Origin of the sequence: Methylococcus capsulatus (genome assembly GCF_036864975.1) — a bacterium.
GTDB lineage: Bacteria > Pseudomonadota > Gammaproteobacteria > Methylococcales > Methylococcaceae > Methylococcus.
The window spans coordinates 2,184,782-2,203,837 of sequence record NZ_CP104311.1; the positions used below are offsets into that span (position 1 = coordinate 2,184,782).

The window sequence follows — 19,056 nt, forward strand, 5'->3', positions numbered from 1 at the left end:
CCGCGACGCTGTGCTTCCCGGCGCGCCGGACACGCCGGGAGCGGCGTCTTACTGATTATACGAAGCTCGCGCCCTTGCGGCCGGCGATCCGCAGGCGTAGGGCGTTGAGCTTGATGAAACCTTCCGCGTCTTTCTGGTCGTAGGCACCGCGGTCATCCTCGAAGGTGGCGATGTTCATGTCGAACAGGCTGTTGGATTCCGACTTGCGGCCGACGACGCTGACGCTGCCTTTGTACAGTTTCAGCCGTACCTCGCCGTTCACCGGTGCCTGAGAGGCGTCAATCATCTGCTGCAGCATCCGGCGTTCCGGGCTCCACCAATAGCCGTTGTAGATCAGGCTGGCATAGCGTGGCATCAGCTCGTCCTTGAGATGGGCGACTTCGCGGTCCAGGGTGATGGACTCGATGGCGCGGTGCGCCTTGAGCATGATGGTGCCGCCGGGGGTCTCGTAGCAGCCGCGCGATTTCATGCCAACGTAACGGTTTTCCACGATGTCCAGACGGCCGATGCCGTTGGCGCCGCCCAACTGGTTCAGGCGGGACAGAACCGCCGCGGCTGTCATCCGTTCGCCATCGATGGCGACGATGTCACCGTGTTCGTAGGCCAGCTCGACGTAGGTCGGCTGGTCCGGAGCGTTTTCGGGCGAGACGGACCAGCGCCACATGGTCTCCTCCGGCTCGGCCCACGGATCTTCCAGGATGCCGCCTTCGTAGGAGATGTGCAGCAGATTGGCATCCATGGAATAGGGCGAGGCGTTGCCGCGCTTCATTTCGATCGGAATGCCGCGGCTTTCGGCATAGGCCAGCAGGGTTTCGCGCGAGGTCAGATCCCATTCGCGCCAGGGAGCGATGACGCGGATATCGGGCCGCAAGGCATAGGCGCCCAGTTCGAAGCGCACCTGGTCGTTGCCTTTGCCGGTGGCGCCGTGAGCGATGGCATCGGCGCCGGTTTCGTTGGCGATCTCGATCAGGCGCTTGGCAATCAGCGGGCGGGCGATGGAGGTGCCCAGCAGATATTCGCCTTCATAGATGGCATTGGCGCGGAACATGGGGAAGACGAAGTCGCGGGCGAACTCCTCGCGCAAATCGTCGATATAGATTTCCCGGACGCCCATGGCTTGGGCCTTGGCGCGGGCTGGCTCGACTTCCTCGCCCTGACCGAGATCGGCTGTGAAGGTCACGACTTCACAGCCATAGGTTTCTTGCAGCCACTTCAAAATGACCGAGGTGTCGAGGCCGCCGGAGTAGGCCAGTGCGACTTTCTTGACGTTTGAGCTTGACATGATGGGATGAACCGCGCGGTTACAGGACGAAAACAGCAAATTATAGCGCGAACCGTGACATCGATCTTCCGCAAATCCGCTTCGCCGGCCGCGGTTTCCGGGTGAGGCAATTCACCTTACGGCTTGAGGGAAATCACGCGCGGCCGTCGGGCAAGAATACGGTGGAGAGCTGGAAGTCATTGATTCATCTGATCGCCTGGGTGTCATCAGCGGGTGGTTCGATCCCTGCATTCCGGGTTCTGGCCGCCTTGTCCGGTAATGTCAAATCCAATCAAATACAAAAAAATGACTAAGACAATAAAAACCCGAAATATTGCTCTGGCAGCCGTGATGATGGCCGCCGCCGTCTATGCCTCTCCCGGCGCCGCCATGATGGGCGGCGGCTGCATGATGGGCTGCACGTCGACTACCGTGATCGATCCGCCCCGCGGAGCGGCGTTCACCGATCCGGCGACGCTGCCCAATCTGTCCACGACGGCCGGTGTCGTCGAAGTCGATCTGGAAGCGAAAATCGCGCCCGTCAACATCAACGGGACGATAGCGAACCTGCAGACCTACAACGGCTACTTTCCCGGACCGACCATCAAGGTGAAGAAAGGCGACATCCTGAAAGTCCATTTCAAGAATTCGTTGCCCTATACCGGCGTCAATGACATGGGGATGCCGCGTGACATGACCAATCTGCACACTCACGGGCTGCACGTCTCGCCCGCCGGCAACGCCGACAACGTCCTGCTGCATTTCCTGTCCGGCGAGACCTTTGACTATGAGTACGATCTTTCGCTTCACCGGGGCGGAAACCTCAACTTCTATCACCCGCATGTGCACGGCAATGTCGCGGAGCAGGTCTGGGCAGGGCAGGCGGGGGCGCTCGAGGTGGCAGACGAAGGGACGGTACTCTCGGGCTACGAAACGCACATCCTGGTCCTGAAGGACATCACCCTCAATGGCGGCGCGCCGGAAGCCCACACGTCGGCGGACTTCATGAACGGCAAGGAGGGCGACACGATGTTGGTGAATGGCCAGGTCAACCCCGTGCTGGCGATGCGGCCGGGCCAGGTGCAGCGCTGGAAGATCGTCAATGCCAGCAACGCTCGGTTTTACAAGCTCAGCCTCGCCAGCCATTCGCTGCAGGTGGTGGGCACGGACGGCGGTCTGCTCGACAAGCCCTATGCGCAGAGCACTGTATTGCTGTCGCCGGGTGAGCGGGTGGATGTCCTGGTGAAGGCTTCGAGCACCAAGGGTTACTACAAGTTGCAGTCCTTGCCTTACAACCGCGGGGCGGGCCAGTCGGCCAACCAGCAGATCACCCTGATGACCGTGAACGTCACCGGTTCCTCCCTGAATCAAAGCCTGCCGGCGACGGTCGATTCCAGCGCAGTCCGGCTGAGTGTGCCGGTCAATGCGGTCACGCGGCAGATCACCCTGAGCATGGGCATGATGGGCAGCGGTTCGGCCACTATCAACGGCATCGCCTTTTCGGACACCGAGGCTTACACCATCACCTCGGGACGCGAAACCTACGAGGTCTGGGAAATCTATAACCATAGCATGATGGACCACCCCTTCCATCAGCACGTCAATCCCGCTCAAGTGATTTCCATCAGCGGCGGTGATTCGGCCTACAATTCGTTGTACACCACGACGCCAGCCTGGAAGGACACCGTCATCGTGCCAGCCATGGGAAGTGTCAGACTGCTGGTGCCGGTGAAGGATTACGCAGGGACGACGGTGTTCCACTGTCATATCCTCGAGCACGAGGACATGGGCATGATGGGCCTGTGGGACATTCAATAGGGAGCCCGGAATCCGGGGCAGGGATGCCCCTCTTCCCGTCACACGCCCAGTTTCTTTCGTTTGCGCCACAGCGTCGCCCGGCTCATCTGCAGCATTCGGGCAGCCTGATCGATGCGTCCGCCGGATTGCCGCAGCGCTACGCGGATGCGCTCGGCCTCATCGGGCACGGTTTCCGGGGCTGCTCGCGGCCCGGTTTGCACCTCGCCGAACTCGGGTGGCAGATCGTCGAGTTCCAACACATCTCCCCGCCCCACGGCGAAGGCGTATTCCACCACGTTCTGCAATTCACGCACGTTGCCCGGCCAGAGATGGTCGAGCAGCCGGCGCATGGCGTCCGGGTCGATGCGGACGATGCGGCGCAGACCGCGGGCATTGTGCCGTTCGATGAAATGCCACAGCAGCAGACCGATGTCACGGCGGCGTTCGCGTAAGGGCGGCAGGAAGAGGGGGACTACCCGCAGACGGTACATCAGGTCCTCCCGGAAGCGGCCTTCGCGTACCGCATCCCGCAGCGAGCGATGGGTCGCCGCGACGATCCGCACATCCGCGCTGAGCATGCGGTCGCCGCCGACGGGGACGAAGCTTCGCTCTTGAAGCACGCGCAGCAGCTTGGCCTGCAGTTCCAGCGGCAGTTCGGCGACCTCATCCAGGAACAGGGTGCCGCCGTCGGCGCGCTGGAACAATCCGGCATGGCTGCGCACTGCCCCGGTGAAGGCGCCACGGACATGCCCGAACAGCTCGCTTTCCAGGAGAGAGGGCGCCAAAGCGGCACAGTTGACCGCGAGAAACGGCCCCTTCACACGGTGGCTTTCGGCATGCACGGCGCGGGCGATCAACTCCTTCCCCGTGCCCGACTCGCCGCGGATCAACACCGTGGCCTCGGTTTCCGCGACATTGCGGACGAGGCGGAACACTTGTTTCATCGCCGGTTCGCGCGTGAGCAGTCCGTGTAAGATCTCGACATCGGCTTCCGCCAGGGGGGTGCCGATGGTTTCGATCGCGGTAAGCACTTCCAGCCGACCCCGGCCACCCCCCTCCCAGTCCCGGAGGGGCTGAAACCGGCGCCGAACCAGCAGCGCCGAGCCATCGGCCCGCTGGATCCGGATTTCGTCCTCGCTTCCGCCCGCGTCTGCGGCAGGAGAACTATAGCCGGGAAGCAGCCGGGCGATGGATTCGCCGGTCGCAAATTCGCCCGTATGGCCCGTCAGCTGTTCGGCGCCTGAGCTCCAGTAGCTCACCCGCTCCTCCTTGTCCAGGAGGTAGAGGGCGCCGGTGCATTCGAGTCCGGCCAGGGCATCGAGCAGGCAGCGTGCGTCCACAGGGGGGCCGGAGAGGGTGTCGCTTCGATGTTTCATGGCGTTTCACGTATCGTAGCACGTGTTTCATGAGTGGATCATAAAATGAAACACGGTCTGGCGACGCGACGTCGTTGGTTTGACCAAGCGCAATGAAAAGAATGTCGAATCGCCACCCGCTGGATCGAGTCCAGGGCAGGCTCTGGACACAGAATTTTAGGGTTTCCACCCGGAATGATGGATGGTAGCGGCATAACTTTTTTCTACCCTTGGGATCGGGAATTGCCATAAATCCTGGGACCGCCCTAATGGCACGGTTCTTGAATTTATTACTTTGCGTGACATGGGGCTTTTGAAGGAGGACCGGATGATTTTCAGACAACTGTTCGAGACCGATACTTCGACTTACACCTATCTGCTGGGATGTGAACGCACCCGCCGCGCGGTGCTGATCGATCCGGTGGATACCGAGGTGGCACATTACGAAGAGTTGCTGCGTGGATTGGGGCTCAGGCTGGTCTACACTTTGGAAACTCATGTGCATGCCGATCATGTCACCGGAGCTTCGCTTCTGCGGGAGCGTCTGAACAGTAAGAGCGTGGTGCACAAGGATGCCGGCGCGGGCTGTGCCGACCTGTTGGTGACCGACGGTGTGCCACTACAGGTGGGTGATCTGGAATTCGAGGTGCGGCACACGCCGGGCCATACCGCCGGCTGCGTGAGCTACGTCATGAGCGACCGGGTGTTCACCGGCGATGCCCTGTTCATCGATGGCTGCGGCCGCACCGATTTCCAGCAGGGCGACCCCGGGCAGCTCTACGACAGCATCCAGCGCCAGCTTTTTTCCCTGCCGCCCGACACGCTGGTCTATCCGGGGCACGATTACCACGGCAACACGGTGAGCACCATCGGCCGCGAGAGGGCCCGGAACCCGCGTCTGGGCGGAGGCAGGAGCCGGGAAGAATTCATAGCCCTCATGAGCGCTCTGGAGCTGGATTATCCGAAATACCTCGATCGTGCGCTGCCCGCCAACCGGGCTTGTGGGCGGCTGCCGGCGGCGTCTCACGGTTGATCCAAACGATGAACTTGGCGCTGGTATTGGCTCTGGGGATCGGTCTCCTCCTGGGACTGCTGGGAGGCGGCGGATCGGTGCTGATGGTGCCGATGCTGGTCTATGTCGCCGGCTTTGCTCCGAAACAGGCGATCACGACGTCGCTGGTCGTCGTCGGTGTCACCAGCCTGACGGCGTTGCTCGGCCACATCCGGGGCAGTCGGGTGTGTTGGAAGATGGGGGCGGTATTCGGCCTGGCGGGAATGGCAGGTGCCTACGGCGGCGGGCGTGCCGCGGCAGTGCTGCCGGGGGGCATCCTGCTGATCCTGTTCGGTCTGGTCATGCTGGCAACCTCGGTGGCGATGCTCCGAGGGCGCCGCGGCGGCGCCGACGTTCCTTCGGGCCGGGCACCGCTGTGCCCATTGAGGCTGCCGCTCTTTGCCGTCCTGTTCGATGGCGGAATGGTCGGCGCCTTGACTGGCCTGGTCGGTGCGGGTGGCGGCTTCATGATCGTGCCAGCGCTCAATTTGCTTGGCCGCTTGCCTATGCATGCGGCCGTGGCGACCTCGCTGCTGGTGGTCGCCATGAATTCGCTGGCGGCTTTGCTGGGCTATGCCGGTCACGTCCAAATCCGCTACGAACTCGTTGGGCCGATTGCGGGCGCGGCGGTAGCCGGGAGCCTGGTGGGCGGATGGCTGGCCGGGCACCTGGGCGGAACCGTCTTGCGTCGAACGTTCGGCGGATTCGTCGCAATGGTCGCGGTGTTCCTGCTGTATCGCGAGCTTACGCCGGAAAGGCTGGATGCGATCGGCGGGCTGGTGGCGGCGCACCCGGATTTTTTCCGCGGCGCTGCGGCTGTGCTGGCGGTGATGGTGCTGTCGCGGCTGCGCGGATGGCTCCATGCGCGCTACTTCGGCGCCGACCGTGCTGCACTCTAGCTAATGGACCTGGCCGATGTCTAAATGGCATGCCGCCCGTGTGGTGAAAATCGCGAAAAGGTTTACGATTGGCGCATTCGCGCCTGCCGGTCGCGGTCAGCGGCCTGATTCCGGAGGAACGCGAGGGATCCCATGAAGCCAAACGACGGCTTTCGCCCTGTCTCGGCAGCCGCCCAGCAAGCGGGCGCGACAGCGTTTCGGCGACTGGCGGCAGCGGGCCGGCGTTCTCCGCTGGCGCGGGAACTCACGCTGGCGTTGCTGTTCAAGATGATCGTGCTGTCGGGGCTGTGGGCGCTGTTCTTCCGTTCACATCCGGATGCTCGGGACCCTCCGCGTCCGGCGATTCTGCCCGGCTCCAGTCCCCTTTCCTCTGCCAACCAGGAGGCGCTCAAGCCATGATCGGTGAAGATATCGTCAACCTGTCCAGGCTGCAGTTCGGCCTGACCGCGCTCTACCATTTTTTGTTCGTGCCGTTGACCTTGGGGCTGGCTTTCCTGCTGGCCATCATGGAATCGGTTTATGTGATGACCGGCAAGGAGGTGTACAAGGACATGACCCGCTTCTGGGGGAAGCTGTTCGGCATCAACTTCGCCATGGGAGTGACGACCGGCATCACCCTGGAGTTCCAGTTCGGCACCAACTGGTCCTATTACTCGCACTACGTCGGTGATATCTTCGGCCCCATCCTGGCCAGCGAAGGCCTGGTGTCGTTCTTCCTCGAATCGACCTTTGTCGGTCTGTTTTTCTTCGGCTGGGACCGCATGAGCCGGGTGCAGCATCTGGCGGTCACCTGGCTGCTGGCGCTGGGCACCAACACTTCGGCATTGTGGATTTTGATCGCCAATGCCTGGATGCAGCATCCGGTGGGCACGGAATTCAACTACGAAACTCTGCGCATGGAACTGACCAGTTTCGCCGAGGTGTTCTTCAATCCCGTGGCCCAGGTCAAGTTCGTGCATACGGTCGCGGCCGGCTATGTCACAGGGGCGATGTTCGTCCTCGGCATCTCCTCCTGGTATCTGCTGAACGGGAGGGACATAGGCTTCGCCCGCCGCTCGTTCTCGATCGCGGCAGCCTTCGGTCTGGCTTCGGTGCTCTCCGTCATCGTGCTGGGCGATGAGAGCGGCTACACCGATGGCGAAGTGCAGAAGGTGAAGCTGGCGGCGATCGAGGGGGCGTGGGAAACCGAGAAGCCGCCGGCGGCGTTCACGGTCGTTGGATTTCCCGACCAGGACAGGGAGGAAACCCGCTATGCGCTCAGGATACCGTACGTGCTTGGCCTCATCGCCACGCGCTCTATAGATGAAGAGGTCAAAGGGCTGAAGGAACTGCGGGAGGCCAGCATGGCTCACATCCGCAGCGGCCAGATCGCCTACGGGGCGCTGGAGCGGATGAGAGGGGGTGATACCAGCGCGGCGGTGAAGGCCGATTTCGAAGAGCACAAGGCGGACCTGGGATTTGCCCTGTTGCTCGCGAAGTACACGGACCGTATCGCCGGGGCGGGCGAAGATCTGGTACAGAAGGCGGCCACCGATACCATTCCAAAGGTGGCGCCCTTGTTCTGGACTTTCCGCGTGATGGTCGCCTGTGGTTTCACCATGCTGTTCATCTTCGTGATGGCCTTCTATTACTGCGCGGTGCGGGTGGCCGACCGTAAGCGCTGGCTGCTGAAGTTGGCAGTCTGGTCCATTCCCTTGCCCTGGATCGCGGCGGAAACCGGGTGGTTCGTCGCCGAATATGGCCGCCAGCCCTGGACCATTTCTGGCGTGCTTCCCACGCATCTGAGCACGTCCTCGCTCAGTACCGGGGAGCTGTGGTTCAGCATCGCGGGTTTCGCTTTCTTCTACACGACGCTCCTGGTGATCGAGCTTTACCTGATGGTCAAATACATCAAGCTCGGCCCCAGCAGTCTGCACACGGGGCGATATCATTTCGAGCGGCCGGCAGCGGCGCTCTCCAATTCAGCAGCTTGACAAGCAGCGGGAGGTCCACATGTTCGACTATGAAACCATGCGGGTGATCTGGTGGGCGATCACGGGAGCGGTGGCGACGGGATTCGTCCTCACCGTCGGATTCGACTTCGGCATCGGTGCCTTGCTGCCCTTCATCGGGCGCAACGACGTCGAGCGGCGGGTGGTGATCAACACCATCGGCCCGACCTGGGACGGCAACCAAGTCTGGCTGATCCTGCTTGGCGGCGCCATTTTCGCCGTATGGCCGGCGGTGTACGCGACGCTGTTCTCGGGGCTCTACATCGCGATGCTATTGGTACTGTACACCCTGTTTTTTCGGCCGGTTGGTTTCGATTACCGTAGTAAGCTGGAATCTCCTCAGTGGCGCAATGCTTGGGACTGGGGGTTGTTCATCGGCGGTGCGGTGCCACCGATCCTGATGGGCGTTCTGGTGGGCAACCTGCTGGTCGGCCTGCCCTTCCATCTCGACGGGAGTCTGCGCACGTTTTATGACGGCAGCTTCTTCGGTCTGCTGATGCCATTCCCTCTGCTCTGCGGGGTGATCGGTCTGTTGGCCTGCGTGTTTCATGGCGCGGTCTATCTGAGCTGTCGGACCGAAGGGCCGATCGAGCAGCGCGCCCGGCGCGTCGCCGTGATCGGCGGTGTGATCCTGGTCGTGCTGATGGTGCTCGCCGCCGCCTGGGTTATCCTTGGCATTCCGCGTCCGGAAATCCTGACAATGGCCGGTCCCAATGCGCCGTCCAATCCGATGGCGAAAACGGTCGATTTTTCCGGAAGCTGGCTGGCGAATTTCCAGACGCATCCGCGCATGTTCGTCGCTCCGGCCCTGGCGGTGCTGGGGGTATCCGCAGCGGCGGCGCTCGCAGGCGGCGGCCGTTCCACCGCGGCTTTCGCCGCCAGCGCGGTGGGCATGGGGGGGCTGCTCTGGACGGTGGGCTTCGGCCTGTTCCCTTTCATGCTGATCTCGACCACCGATCCCCGCAGCAGCCTGACGATCTGGGACGCCAGCGCAAGTCATCTGAATCTGCAATGGTCGCTGGCCATCACGCTGGTGTTTCTGCCCATCGTATTGCTCTATACCCGATGGGCCTATCGGGTGATCTGGGGAAAGGTCACGGCGGCGGACATCGCCAAGGGCGACCATACGCTTTATTGACGGTCCGACACGATGATCGGGGAGGTGTGAGATGTGGTATTTCGCATGGATACTCGGGGTGGGTTTCGCCTGTGCATTCGGCATCATCAATGCCATGTGGTTGGAATCGGTCTGTGACATCGACGATCCGGAGGCGGGCGGTTCCAAAAATTGATGGACGCGGCCGCTTGGCCGGAACTCTGCAGGTGTCCGGCCGGTCGAACGGGTTCCTAACGAGAGGATTTTTCCGGGAGTCGCATCATGAAGCTCAAGATTGCAAATGTCCTTGTCTTGGCCAGTGCGCTGGCACTGTCGGCCGGCGTCACGGCCGGTGAAAACCTGACCGAGGAGCAGGTGCCGAAAGCGGTGCTGAATGCCTTCAAAGCGGTTTATCCGGCTGCGACCGACATCGAGTACGAGAAGAAAGTGAAACATGGCCAGACCGTCTACGAAATCGAATTCAAGGACCAAGGCGTGGAGCGCGAGATCGTGTACAGCGCAGACGGGAAGGTGTTGAAAGCCGAACTGGAGGATTAGGGACGACCGGCCTGAGGACGGCCCGGTCCATTCAGCGGTTCCTGTTCGAAGATGGTCGAGAGGGCACACTGTCCACCACCGTGCGGCTGATCGCCGAAGATGGCGAGCTCGATCTGGCGGAGGGATTCCTCACGGCGGATGAGCGGGCGGTCCTCGGTGCCCGCCTGCTCGGCGAACTGGCTTGGCAGAGCGAGGAAATCGCACTGTTCGGACGACAAGTGGCGGTGCCGCGCCTCGTGTGCTGGTACGGCGACCCCGGCGCGACCTATCGATATTCCGGGGTGTCGCACGAACCCTTGCCCTGGCACGAGGTGCTGGCCGATTTGCGGGCCCGCATCGAGGACTTCAGCGGCCATGTCTTCAACGCCGTCCTTTGCAATCGTTACCGCAACGGTCGGGATTCGATGGGCTGGCACGCCGACGACGAGGCCGAACTCGGCGAACGCCCATTCATCGCCTCCTTGAGTCTGGGAGCGGAACGCCTGTTCCGGATTCGCCATCGCGGTACTGGTCGGACCCTGGATGTGCCGTTGCGGGATGGCGACCTGCTCCTGATGGGTGGGGAACTGCAGTCCCATTGGAGGCATTGCGTACCCAGGACCGCCAGGCCTTGCGGCGAACGCATCAACCTCACGTTCCGCCGCATCGTGCGCTGGCCCTGAAGGGTACTGGCTCAGAACGGGTGGTACTGGTACAGCCAGGTTTCAGACATCACCTCATCCTTGTGGCGCAGATAGCAGCGGATTTCGACCGGCTCCGGCCCTGTCACCGCCAAGTCGAAATGGGTGCGCCAATGGCCCGGAACGTCGTCCGGCACGGCTTCGATTTCGATTCGCGACAGCTCGCCGCGAGAGGCCGTGATGACGGGCTCCGGTTTCTCGCCGTAAGGAAGCTTCGCCAGCGGTTTGCCGAGGAACTCGACCATGAATTTGCGCACGCCCTTAGGGCGCGGTTTGCCGGGCTGACCGCCGTTGCCGAGCCGGGTCGCCACACAGCGCGCCAGGGGACTGGGAAAAGGCTCGTCCGCCAGCCAATGGATGCGGTAGCGCAGGTCGTAGGTTTTGCCCGCGGCGGCGGGCTCCTTCGGCACCCACATCGCCACGATGTTGTCGTGGATCTCATCGTCGGTGGGGATCTCGGTGAGCTGCACCGCGCCCTCGCCCCAGTCACCGAGCGGCTCCACCCAGGCCGAGGGGCGCAGGTGATAGCGCACGCCGTCCTGGTAATGGTCGAGCACCCGGTCGCGCTGGCCGAGTCCGAAGCCTTTCGGTGACTTGTCGGCAAAGCTCGATACCATGACGCGGGGCGGGTTGTTGAGCGGCCGCCAGATGTGTTCACCGACGCCGGTCCACAGCGCCAGCCCGTCGGAATCGTGCACTTCCGGCCGCCAGTCCACCGCGGTGGGCTTGGCGGTTTCGGAGAACCAGTACATGGAGGTCAGGGGCGCGATCCCCAAACGCTCGATGTCCCTGCGCAGGAACAGCGCAGCTTCGATCTCCATGACCACCCCGCGGGTCCGTTTCAGTAAGAAGCGGTAGGCGCCGGTGAGGCTGGGGCCATCGAGCAGGGCGTAAACCGTCACGGGATCACCGGTCTTCGCAGCAGGTTCGAACCAGAACGAAACGAAATCCGGAAATTCTTCCGGGTTGGAAGTGCCGGGATTGAGCGCGATGCCTCGCGCCGACAGGCCGACCTGGCCCAATTCGCCGATGGCGCGAAAGTACGATGCCCCCAGGAAAGTGACCCAGGGTTCCCGTTTCTTCCAGTCGGAACCCTTGCGGCTCTCGTGTACCCAGAAGCCGGCGAAGGCCGAAGGGCTGGCCGGGAGATCCTTGGCCACGTGCTCCGGCCCCATGGTGAAGAGATGAGGATCGTAAAGAATTTCTCGCGCCATGCCTTTCTCGACGACGTTCATGATCACCGTCTTGGGGAAGAACATGCCCACGTGCTGGAAGGAGATCGGGTAGCTGCCGCCGCTTTCGGCCCAGAGTGCGGCTTCCTTGCGGTACTGCAGTTTGCCATGGGCATCGTAGTCGATCTGGCTGACGATCGCTGGATCAGGCTGGGGAGGCGGTGTGTATTCCCGGCTGGCCCGTTCGCGCGCCAGCGCCTTGAGCATCTCGAACGAGAACGGGGAGGGGGGGGCGAATTTCAGTCCGATTTCAGGTTCGGCATCAACCGTGCCGGCTCTGAACAGTGAAAGCGCATTTACCGCGACGGCAAGTTGAAGGAAATGGCGGCGGCTCAGACTCATGGGATCGAATCGTCCTGCAGGATCGTTGTTGAGGAAAGCGGCGAGGCATCAGGCCCTGCGCCGGGGCGGCGCATATTCTAAGGCCGCGCCGGTGGTACTCAAGGGGGGCGGGGCTCAGAGCACGAACTTGCAGCCGATCAGCAGGAGGAGCGAGGCAAGCGCGGGCCGCAGCAGCCATTCCGGGATCTTGGCGCTCAGCTGGCTACCCAGATAGATACCGGGGAGCGAGCCCAGCAGGAGGCTGCCAAGAAGGGTGAAATCCACGTTGCCCATGTGCAGGTGGCCCAGGCCCGCGACGGCGGTCAGCGGGATTGCGTGCGCCAGGTCGGTTCCCACGACCCGGACCGTCGCCATGCGCGGGTACAGGAACAGCAGTGCGACGGTGCCCAGAGCACCGGCGCCGACCGAGGATAGGGTGACCAGCACGCCCAGAATGAGGCCGACCAGCACCGTAAGTGCGCCTTGCCAGCGTCCGAAACGCTCCGTATGGGTCAGACGCTGAACCGCTGATTTTTGCGCCAACCGTTTGCGCAACAATAAAGACAAGCCGGTAAAGATCAGGGCGATGCCGAGGGTAGTGGTGATGATCGCGGACACCGCCTCGTCTTTCTTGAACGCGGTTTCCAGCAGATAGACGACGACCAAGGCCGCAGGGATGCTGCCCAGCGCCAGTTGCAACACGATTTTCCATTCGACCGACCGGTGGGAACGGTGATGAACGAGGACCCCGCCGCCTTTAGTGATCGCCGCAAACAACAGATCCGTGCCCACGGCCGTCTTGGGAGCAAACCCGAACATGAACACCAGCAGCGGGGTCATCAGTGAGCCGCCGCCGACACCGGTCAAACCGACCAGAAACCCCACCAGCAGTCCAGACATTGCGTATGCAGTAGTCATAACCTTTCCCAGTAAAAGTCCTGCAGTAGCAGCGGGGTCATCAGTGAGCCGCCGCCGACACCGGTCAAACCGACCAGAAACCCCACCAGCAGTCCAGACATTGCGTATGCAGTAGTCATAACCTTTCCCAGTAAAAGTCCTGCAGTCTATAGGACGAGCCATATATTGGGCAGGACTTTTTTGTTATACATTTATAAGTATATGGAATAAACCGGGCCAGGCATGTCAAGCAACACCTGGCGAGGGCACGGAGAGGGTTGGGTGATCGGTGGGAGAGGGCGCCAGGACTATCTTTTCAGTGGGTTTTCCTGGAAACTAACCGTCGTTAAACAAACACTTGGACATATGGATAAAGCAAAAAGCCCATCCGTACGGCTTCGGGTCGCCGGTATCACGCTGCTGGTGCTCGTGGGAGCGGTGCCTTTGCTTCTGGCGGCACCACTCGAAGTCTGGCTGGCCCACCTCGGGGAAGCACGCGTCTGGTTTGATGGCATCGGACTCTTGGCGCCGTTGGTCTTCATCCTGGTTTCCGCGCTCCTGACGGCCATCGGTTTTCCCCGCCTGCTCTTCTGCGTTTTGGGGGGGCTGCTATTCGGTGTGGCCTGGGGATCGCTCTGGAGTGAGCTGGGTACCGTGCTCGGCGCGTATGGCACCTTCCTGTTCGCTCGCTGGTCGGCTCGTGAACTCGTGCTGCGGCGCTATCCCAAACTGCAAACCCTTGCTGCCCGGGTTCAGGGCCGGAAAGGCTGGTGGTCGGTCGTTCTGATCCGGCAAATTCCAGTCGCGGGGCTCTACAATGACATTCTGCTGGGCATCAGCGCGATCGGCCATCGCGATTTCTGGATAGGTACCGGCCTGGGTTTTCTTCCCCAGGGCATCGCGGCGACCCTGATAGGCGCCGGCATGGTGCAGACGGACTTCGTCAAGGTGGGCCAATATTTCGCCGCCGCGGCAACCGCTCTGCTCGTGTTGACGCTGGCCTGGAACCGCCTCCTCGCCCAGGCCGACAAGCAGCATGTCGCCTAAGCGGCTGCTTTCCCCGCCACCAGGTCGCTCAAAGCGTCCAGCAGGATCTGGCATTCCTCTTCCGTTCCTACGGTGATGCGGAGGAATTGTTCGATCCTCGGCAGTTTGAAGTGGCGGACGATGATGTGCCTTTCACGCAGGGCCGCAGCGAGTTCTCCGCCGTCGTGCCCTGGGTGGCGGACGAACAGGAAATTGGCCGCTGACGGCAGCACTTCGAAGCCCAGATCGGCGAGTCCCTGGCTGAGCCATTGTCGGGTCCACATGATGGCTTGCCGGGACCATTCGAAGTGGTCACGGTCGTCGAAGGCCGCGATTCCGCCTACGATCGCCAGGCGATCGAGCGGATAGGAATTGAAACTGCCCTTCACCCGCTCCAGCGCCTCGATCAATTCCGGATTGCCTAACGCGAAGCCGACGCGCAGGCCGGCCAGCGACCGGGATTTCGACAGGGTCTGTATCACCAGCAGATGGGGAAAGCGGTTGACCAGAGCCGCCGCCGATTCGCCGCCGAAATCGATATACGCCTCGTCCACGATCACGACCGAGCTGCGGTTCCGGGACAGCAGCGTTTCGATGTCCGCGAGGGGCAGCACACGCCCCGTAGGCGCGTTGGGATTGGGAAAGACGATGCCACCGTTGGGCCTCAGATAGTCCTCGATCCGGATCTCGAAGCTTTCGGTCAGTGGTACGGTCTCGTAGGCGATGGCATACAGCCCGCAATAGACGGGGTAAAAGCTGTACGTGATGTCGGGGAACAGGATGGGCAGTGGGTGTTTCAACAGGGCCTGAAACGCATGCGCCAGGACTTCGTCCGAGCCGTTGCCGACGAACACCTGGTTCGTGCCGACGCCCTGGTATCGCGCGATGGCCTGTTTGAGGAGTTCGCAATTCGGATCGGGATAAAGCCGGAGGGATGCGCCGAGTTCGCCGCGGATGGCGTCCAACACTTTGGGCGAAGGCGGATACGGATTCTCGTTGGTGTTCAGCTTGACCAGATCGCTCAACTTGGGCTGTTCGCCGGGTATATAGGGCTTGAGGTCCCGGACCAGCGCACTCCAATAGGGATTCATAAACTTCTCGAAACGTAGCGGAAGCACAAAAGATAGCCGACGGCAGCCGCGAGGTCCATGTCGATGCTTGCGGGCACGGTTTCATGTGCTCTCGATTTTCCCGACCATGAACGATGCGGCTTGACAGGGGCGGACGCTCGTGGAAAGGTACTTGCTTTCGAGCCGGAAAATGGAAACGGCACGCAAGGACGTGCACGGCAGGCCATCATCAAAAATCATCTCGTGATCTGTAAGCATAATCCTTTTTCCGCGCCGGGACCCGGCGGCGTGCATTGACCATCTTTCATAATCCCAAGCGATGACCGAGGCAGTATCGAGAAAGACGGAGGCGGAGCCGTTCATGTCCGCCCAGTTGATGGAGGACCAGGATGGCTACACCCGGTTCGCCGCAGCCCTGGTTCGCCGCGGCAAGGTCCGCGAAATGGATCTGGCAAGGGCGAAGCGCCTCGCGGCACAGGCGGACGACATGCGCCTTCCTGCCTTGCTGGTCAAACTCGGTGTGGTCTCGGAGCGTGACGTGGCCGAGACCCTGGCCGAGGCCAGCGGTCTTCCCCTGGTCGGTCCCTCCGATTATCCCGACGTGTCGCCCTTGCCGGAAAGCGTCGCGGCCCGGTTCCTCAAGGACCGTCATGCCGTCGGCGTCGCGGCCGGGGATGGCGGCTTCGTCGTCGCGGTGGAGGATCCTTTCGATAGCGAGCTGATCCATGCCCTTGGACTGGCCTGTGGCCAGCCGATCCAGCCGGTGGTCGGTCTGGCCTCGGAGATCGACCGGGCGCTGGAGCAGCAGATCGGCTCCGGCCGTTCGGTGATGGGCCAGATCGTCGAAAACCTGGGCGGTGACGAGGATGCCGACGAAGCCGACGTGGAGCACCTGAAGGACCTTGCCAGCGAAGCACCGGTGATCCGCATGGTGAACCTAATCATGCAGCGCGCGGTGGAGTCGCGGGCCTCGGACATTCATGTCGAGCCTTTCGAACAAACGCTCAAGGTGCGGTTCCGCATCGATGGTGTGTTGCGCGACGTGGAAGCGCCGCCGGTACGCTCCACCGCCGCGGTGATCTCGCGCATCAAGATCATGGCCAAGCTCAACATCGCCGAGCGGCGTCTACCGCAGGACGGCCGGATCAAGCTCCAGGTGCAGGGGAAGGAGCTGGACCTCCGCGTGTCCACCGTGCCTACGATGTACGGCGAAAGCGTGGTGATCCGGCTTCTCCACAAGGAAAGCATCACCTTCGACTTCGGCACGCTGGGATTCGATGGTTCGGTGCTGCGGCGTTTCCTCGAAATTCTGGAGTTGCCCCACGGTATCATCCTGATCACGGGACCCACCGGCAGCGGCAAGAGCACTACTTTGTACACCGCGCTGCATAAGATCAACACGCCTTCGCGCAAGATCATTACGGTCGAAGACCCGGTGGAATACCAGTTGGAAGGTGTCAACCAGATCCAAGTCAAACCCCAGATCGGCCTGACTTTCGCCAGTGCGCTGCGCTCCATCATGCGCCAAGATCCGGACGTGATCATGATCGGCGAAATGCGCGATCTGGAAACGGCCCGTATCGCCGTGCAATCGGCGCTGACCGGCCACATGGTGCTGTCCACCCTGCATACCAACGATGCCGCCGGCGGTGTGACCCGTCTGCTGGACATGGGGCTGGAAGACTATCTCATCACTTCCACCGTGAACGGCATTCTCGGCCAGCGTCTGGTGCGGCGGCTGTGCCCGCATTGCCGGGAACCGCATCCGGCGCTGGAAGAGGTCGCGGAGGAAATGGGACTGCGGCGGTTCCAGCGTGATGGCGAGATCATGCTGTACCGGCCGGTCGGCTGCGACCAATGCGGTGGCACCGGATTCCGTGGGCGGCTTGCGATCCTCGAGTTCCTGGTCATGTCTGACGAGGTGCGCCGCCTGGTGATGAGTCATGCCCAGGCACGGCAGATCGAGGAGGTCGCTTTGCGCGAGGGCATGCATACCATGTATGACGATGGTGTTCGCAAGGCACTGATGGGGCTTACCACCGTCGAAGAGATCCTGCGCGTCACCTCGGATTCCTGAAGGCGGCGATGACGCCGCTCTTCCCCATTGCTTTGAGGCCAAGGTAACTTACGTGCCGCTCTTTTTTTACAAGGCTGTGAACCGTGACGGCGAATCGGTGGAATCGGAGCGGGAAGCGCCCGATGAGATGAGCCTGGTCCGGTCGCTCCAAGGTGAAGGATTGATCCCGATCCGGGTGACTCCTGCCGGCGCGCGGCCGTTCGCTTGGCTCAGTCTGTCGCGGCGCCGCAAACGGATTTCCCAGAAGCAGATCGTTATCTTCACGCGGGAACTTCTGACGCTGCTGCAGGCCGGCCTGCCCCTGGACCGGGCGCTGTTCGTGCTGGAAGATCTGACGCGGGAGGATGTCGCGCTCAACAGCATGATCGGACGCGTGATCGAACTGGTGAAAGGTGGTTCGCAGCTCTCGGCGGCACTGGAGCGGCAGGAAGGCGTCTTCTCGCGCTTCTACCTGAATCTGATCCGCGCCGGCGAGGCCGGCGGTGCGCTCGAGGACGTGCTGGAGCGGCTGACCGACTATCTCGAGCGCTCCAAGGAGCTGCGGGACACGGTGTCGACCGCGATGATCTACCCGGCGATCCTGTTGACCATGTCCGTCGGCTCGCTGTTGCTGCTGCTCACCTTCGTGGTCCCTCAGTTCGAGGAGATGTTCGAAACCGCGGGCAAGGAATTACCGCTGCCGACCCAGCTCGTGGTCGGGATCGCCGAGCTGCTCAAGAATTACTGGTGGGCGCTCTTCGGCGCGGTGCTGGTGCTGGTGGCGTGGGGGCGTTACGAACTCGCCGAGCCCTCGCGCCGACTGGTGTGGGACCGACGCTTCCTCGGCTGGCCGTTGTTCGGCGATCTGGTGCGGAAGGTCGAGGTGGCCAATTTCGCCCGGACGCTGGCAACCCTGCTCGGAAACGGCGTGCCTCTCCTCGGTGGTCTTTCGATCGTCAAGGAAACACTGGGGAACCGGGCGGTAGCCGAGCGGGTCGATATCGCCATGGATAATCTGAAGGAAGGGGGTGCTCTTTCCGGCCCCCTGACCGATGCCGGGGTTTTTCCCACGCTGGCGCTGCAGATGATCAAGCTCGGTGAGGAGTCCGGGCATCTGACCGAGATGCTGGAACGGGTCGCGGTCACTTACGACAAGGAGATCAAGATCACGGTCCAGCGCATTCTCGCGTTGCTGGAGCCGGTGCTGATCGTGGGCCTTGGCATCATGATCGGCGGCATCATCGTTTCCATTCTGATGGCGATCGTCAGTGTCAACGATCTGGCCTTCTGATTCCCCCAACCCCTTTTCCCTGATCGAGGTTTTCCCATGAAGCATCGACGTTTCCTTCGTAGCCGCAGCGGTTTCACCCTGATCGAGCTGTTGGTCGTGCTGGCCATCATCGGTCTGCTCGCCGGGCTGATCGGTCCCCAGGTCATGAAACATCTGGGCGAGTCCAAGTCCAAGACCGCCCGTCTTCAGATCGAAGAACTGGCTTCGTCGCTGGATATGTACAAGCTGGATGTAGGGCGATATCCCACCACCGACGAAGGGCTGAACGCCCTGATCGAACAGCCCAGCACGGCGCGGGTCTGGAATGGACCTTATCTGCGCAAGAAGAAGGTTCCGCTGGATCCCTGGAACAACCCGTTCCATTACGTCTCGCCGGGACAGCATGGCAAGTATGACCTGTGGTCGCTCGGTCAGGACAATGCCGAGGGCGGCGAAGGCGAGGATGCCGATATCCTTGGTTGGGAGTAGGGTGTGG

At 62.0% G+C, this 19,056-nt stretch carries 19 protein-coding genes; 13 read left to right on the forward strand and 6 right to left on the reverse strand.

Translation table 11 applies throughout. From position 1 onward, the window contains the following. Positions 1 to 55 precede the first annotated feature (55 nt). Positions 56 to 1,282, reverse strand: a complete 1,227-nt coding sequence (locus N4J17_RS10855) for an argininosuccinate synthase (RefSeq protein WP_198323536.1) — start codon at positions 1,280 to 1,282, stop codon at positions 56 to 58. A gap of 285 nt (positions 1,283 to 1,567) precedes the next feature. Here N4J17_RS10855 and N4J17_RS10860 point away from each other — a divergent pair, with 285 nt between their 5' ends. Beyond that, a complete protein-coding gene (locus N4J17_RS10860; RefSeq protein ID WP_232470594.1) occupies positions 1,568 to 3,079 on the forward strand; it encodes a multicopper oxidase family protein in 1,512 nt (503 codons plus the stop codon). Positions 3,080 to 3,117: 38 nt separating this feature from the next. On the opposite strand, the gene N4J17_RS10865 is transcribed toward N4J17_RS10860, so the two are convergent. Then, positions 3,118 to 4,434 (reverse strand): sigma-54 interaction domain-containing protein, encoded by a 1,317-nt coding sequence (locus N4J17_RS10865; protein WP_232470595.1) that lies wholly within the window; start codon positions 4,432 to 4,434, stop codon positions 3,118 to 3,120. A 307-nt stretch (positions 4,435 to 4,741) separates the two neighbouring features. On the opposite strand from N4J17_RS10865, the gene N4J17_RS10870 reads away from it, so the two are divergent. The 8 genes from N4J17_RS10870 to N4J17_RS10905 all read left to right on the forward strand — a co-directional run bounded on the left by N4J17_RS10870 (position 4,742) and on the right by N4J17_RS10905 (position 10,670). Beyond that, the gene (locus N4J17_RS10870) at positions 4,742 to 5,446 is read left to right on the forward strand and encodes an MBL fold metallo-hydrolase (protein ID WP_198323537.1); all 705 of its coding nucleotides are present in this window, start codon (positions 4,742 to 4,744) and stop codon (positions 5,444 to 5,446) included. A gap of 8 nt (positions 5,447 to 5,454) precedes the next feature. After that, positions 5,455 to 6,363 carry a sulfite exporter TauE/SafE family protein gene (locus N4J17_RS10875; RefSeq protein WP_198323538.1) on the forward strand — a complete coding sequence of 303 codons (909 nt, stop codon included), beginning with the start codon at positions 5,455 to 5,457 and terminating at the stop codon, positions 6,361 to 6,363. 132 nt (positions 6,364 to 6,495) lie between these two features. Next, complete coding sequence (gene cydP / locus N4J17_RS10880) at positions 6,496 to 6,762, forward strand: cytochrome oxidase putative small subunit CydP (protein WP_198323539.1); 267 nt, start codon at positions 6,496 to 6,498, stop codon at positions 6,760 to 6,762. Next, positions 6,759 to 8,336, forward strand: a complete 1,578-nt coding sequence (locus tag N4J17_RS10885; RefSeq protein WP_198323540.1) for a cytochrome ubiquinol oxidase subunit I — start codon at positions 6,759 to 6,761, stop codon at positions 8,334 to 8,336. The genes cydP and N4J17_RS10885 overlap by 4 nt, the downstream gene beginning before the upstream one ends. A gap of 19 nt (positions 8,337 to 8,355) precedes the next feature. Next, positions 8,356 to 9,492 (forward strand): cytochrome d ubiquinol oxidase subunit II, encoded by a 1,137-nt coding sequence (cydB, locus tag N4J17_RS10890; protein WP_198323541.1) that lies wholly within the window; start codon positions 8,356 to 8,358, stop codon positions 9,490 to 9,492. 31 nt (positions 9,493 to 9,523) lie between these two features. Then, positions 9,524 to 9,646: a cytochrome bd-I oxidase subunit CydX gene (cydX, locus tag N4J17_RS10895; protein ID WP_198323542.1), complete on the forward strand. Its 123-nt coding sequence runs from the start codon at positions 9,524 to 9,526 to the stop codon at positions 9,644 to 9,646. Between the two features lie 86 nt (positions 9,647 to 9,732). Continuing rightward, positions 9,733 to 10,008 (forward strand): PepSY domain-containing protein, encoded by a 276-nt coding sequence (locus tag N4J17_RS10900; protein ID WP_198323543.1) that lies wholly within the window; start codon positions 9,733 to 9,735, stop codon positions 10,006 to 10,008. A gap of 80 nt (positions 10,009 to 10,088) precedes the next feature. Further along, positions 10,089 to 10,670: an alpha-ketoglutarate-dependent dioxygenase AlkB family protein gene (locus N4J17_RS10905; RefSeq protein WP_198323544.1), complete on the forward strand. Its 582-nt coding sequence runs from the start codon at positions 10,089 to 10,091 to the stop codon at positions 10,668 to 10,670. A gap of 11 nt (positions 10,671 to 10,681) precedes the next feature. Here the strand turns inward: N4J17_RS10905 and N4J17_RS10910 are convergent, their stop codons facing one another. The 3 genes from N4J17_RS10910 to N4J17_RS10920 form a co-directional block, all read right to left on the reverse strand. Continuing rightward, positions 10,682 to 12,262 (reverse strand): glucan biosynthesis protein, encoded by a 1,581-nt coding sequence (locus tag N4J17_RS10910; RefSeq protein ID WP_198323545.1) that lies wholly within the window; start codon positions 12,260 to 12,262, stop codon positions 10,682 to 10,684. 114 nt (positions 12,263 to 12,376) lie between these two features. After that, positions 12,377 to 13,159, reverse strand: coding sequence for a sulfite exporter TauE/SafE family protein (locus N4J17_RS10915; protein WP_198323546.1), 783 nt, complete (start codon positions 13,157 to 13,159; stop codon positions 12,377 to 12,379). After that, a complete protein-coding gene (locus N4J17_RS10920) occupies positions 13,156 to 13,278 on the reverse strand; it encodes a hypothetical protein (protein WP_277458410.1) in 123 nt (40 codons plus the stop codon). The genes N4J17_RS10915 and N4J17_RS10920 overlap by 4 nt, the downstream gene beginning before the upstream one ends. A gap of 226 nt (positions 13,279 to 13,504) precedes the next feature. On the opposite strand from N4J17_RS10920, the gene N4J17_RS10925 reads away from it, so the two are divergent. Further along, on the forward strand, positions 13,505 to 14,185 hold the full coding sequence (locus tag N4J17_RS10925; protein WP_198323547.1) for a TVP38/TMEM64 family protein: 681 nt from the start codon (positions 13,505 to 13,507) through the stop codon (positions 14,183 to 14,185). Here N4J17_RS10925 and hisC read toward each other — a convergent pair. Then, the gene (gene hisC / locus N4J17_RS10930; protein WP_198323548.1) at positions 14,182 to 15,255 is read right to left on the reverse strand and encodes a histidinol-phosphate transaminase; all 1,074 of its coding nucleotides are present in this window, start codon (positions 15,253 to 15,255) and stop codon (positions 14,182 to 14,184) included. The genes N4J17_RS10925 and hisC overlap by 4 nt on opposite strands. A 340-nt stretch (positions 15,256 to 15,595) precedes the next feature. On the opposite strand from hisC, the gene gspE reads away from it, so the two are divergent. Genes gspE through gspG form a run of 3 tightly spaced genes read left to right on the forward strand, consistent with a single transcriptional unit; the run spans position 15,596 to position 19,049 of the window. Beyond that, the gene (gene gspE / locus N4J17_RS10935) at positions 15,596 to 17,311 is read left to right on the forward strand and encodes a type II secretion system ATPase GspE (protein WP_370525910.1); all 1,716 of its coding nucleotides are present in this window, start codon (positions 15,596 to 15,598) and stop codon (positions 17,309 to 17,311) included. Positions 17,312 to 17,363: 52 nt separating this feature from the next. Then, positions 17,364 to 18,581 (forward strand): type II secretion system F family protein, encoded by a 1,218-nt coding sequence (locus tag N4J17_RS10940; RefSeq protein ID WP_198323550.1) that lies wholly within the window; start codon positions 17,364 to 17,366, stop codon positions 18,579 to 18,581. A gap of 36 nt (positions 18,582 to 18,617) precedes the next feature. Then, the gene (gspG, locus tag N4J17_RS10945; protein WP_198323551.1) at positions 18,618 to 19,049 is read left to right on the forward strand and encodes a type II secretion system major pseudopilin GspG; all 432 of its coding nucleotides are present in this window, start codon (positions 18,618 to 18,620) and stop codon (positions 19,047 to 19,049) included. The last annotated feature ends 7 nt before the right edge of the window (positions 19,050 to 19,056 follow it).

Bases quoted from the DNA above. Each gene is read 5' to 3' on its own strand.
- N4J17_RS10855 (WP_198323536.1), bottom strand. From the start codon at position 1,282: ATGTCAAGCTCAAACGTCAAGAAAGTCGCACTGGCCTACTCCGGCGGC.
- N4J17_RS10860 (WP_232470594.1), top strand. From the start codon at position 1,568: ATGACTAAGACAATAAAAACCCGAAATATTGCTCTGGCAGCCGTGATG.
- N4J17_RS10865 (WP_232470595.1), bottom strand. From the start codon at position 4,434: ATGAAACATCGAAGCGACACCCTCTCCGGCCCCCCTGTGGACGCACGC.
- N4J17_RS10870 (WP_198323537.1), top strand. From the start codon at position 4,742: ATGATTTTCAGACAACTGTTCGAGACCGATACTTCGACTTACACCTAT.
- N4J17_RS10875 (WP_198323538.1), top strand. From the start codon at position 5,455: ATGAACTTGGCGCTGGTATTGGCTCTGGGGATCGGTCTCCTCCTGGGA.
- cydP (WP_198323539.1), top strand. From the start codon at position 6,496: ATGAAGCCAAACGACGGCTTTCGCCCTGTCTCGGCAGCCGCCCAGCAA.
- N4J17_RS10885 (WP_198323540.1), top strand. From the start codon at position 6,759: ATGATCGGTGAAGATATCGTCAACCTGTCCAGGCTGCAGTTCGGCCTG.
- cydB (WP_198323541.1), top strand. From the start codon at position 8,356: ATGTTCGACTATGAAACCATGCGGGTGATCTGGTGGGCGATCACGGGA.
- cydX (WP_198323542.1), top strand. From the start codon at position 9,524: ATGTGGTATTTCGCATGGATACTCGGGGTGGGTTTCGCCTGTGCATTC.
- N4J17_RS10900 (WP_198323543.1), top strand. From the start codon at position 9,733: ATGAAGCTCAAGATTGCAAATGTCCTTGTCTTGGCCAGTGCGCTGGCA.
- N4J17_RS10910 (WP_198323545.1), bottom strand. From the start codon at position 12,262: ATGAGTCTGAGCCGCCGCCATTTCCTTCAACTTGCCGTCGCGGTAAAT.
- N4J17_RS10915 (WP_198323546.1), bottom strand. From the start codon at position 13,159: ATGACTACTGCATACGCAATGTCTGGACTGCTGGTGGGGTTTCTGGTC.
- N4J17_RS10920 (WP_277458410.1), bottom strand. From the start codon at position 13,278: ATGACTACTGCATACGCAATGTCTGGACTGCTGGTGGGGTTTCTGGTC.
- N4J17_RS10925 (WP_198323547.1), top strand. From the start codon at position 13,505: ATGGATAAAGCAAAAAGCCCATCCGTACGGCTTCGGGTCGCCGGTATC.
- hisC (WP_198323548.1), bottom strand. From the start codon at position 15,255: ATGAATCCCTATTGGAGTGCGCTGGTCCGGGACCTCAAGCCCTATATA.
- gspE (WP_370525910.1), top strand. From the start codon at position 15,596: ATGTCCGCCCAGTTGATGGAGGACCAGGATGGCTACACCCGGTTCGCC.
- gspG (WP_198323551.1), top strand. From the start codon at position 18,618: ATGAAGCATCGACGTTTCCTTCGTAGCCGCAGCGGTTTCACCCTGATC.